The following is a 441-nucleotide window of genomic DNA, read 5'->3' on the forward strand; positions in this document are numbered from 1 at the left end:
GAAAAGCGACACCGTTGCTTTCGCTTGGCTTATCACTATCGATAATGAGCCCTTATCGATAGTGATTGATCTCGCCGTCCAAATCCGCCAGAATCGCACCTGATCATGATCACCGGCGCCATGTCGCGCAGCCCGCTTCGGCCGAGAAAGCAGCCCGATGTCCGCCAACCCGATCCGCCTGCCCGATGCCGCAACGGTCGAGACCGTGCTTGCCGGTCTCGACCCGGCCTCGGCCGACACCAACCTCGCCCCCGCCCTTGCCAACGCCTTCCCTGGCTTTTCCTTCACGACCGCCGGCGTCGACGATTTTTACTGGCGCGACGCCAGCACCGTCCTATCCCCCGACGGCGCACGCCGCGGCGACCACCGCGCCTGGCTCGAGCGCGAGCTGGCGGCGCTCGGCGGCGACCTCACCGCCTTCTGGACCCGGCATCGGGCGAG

At 66.2% G+C, this 441-nt stretch carries 1 pseudogene; it reads left to right on the forward strand.

From position 1 onward, the window contains the following. Positions 1-157: 157 nt before the first annotated feature. Positions 158-441, forward strand: a pseudogene (locus ACWGS9_RS35380) (hypothetical protein); the annotation flags it as partial.

The sequence above is a fragment of the Mesorhizobium sp. Arg314 genome, assembly GCF_053714275.1.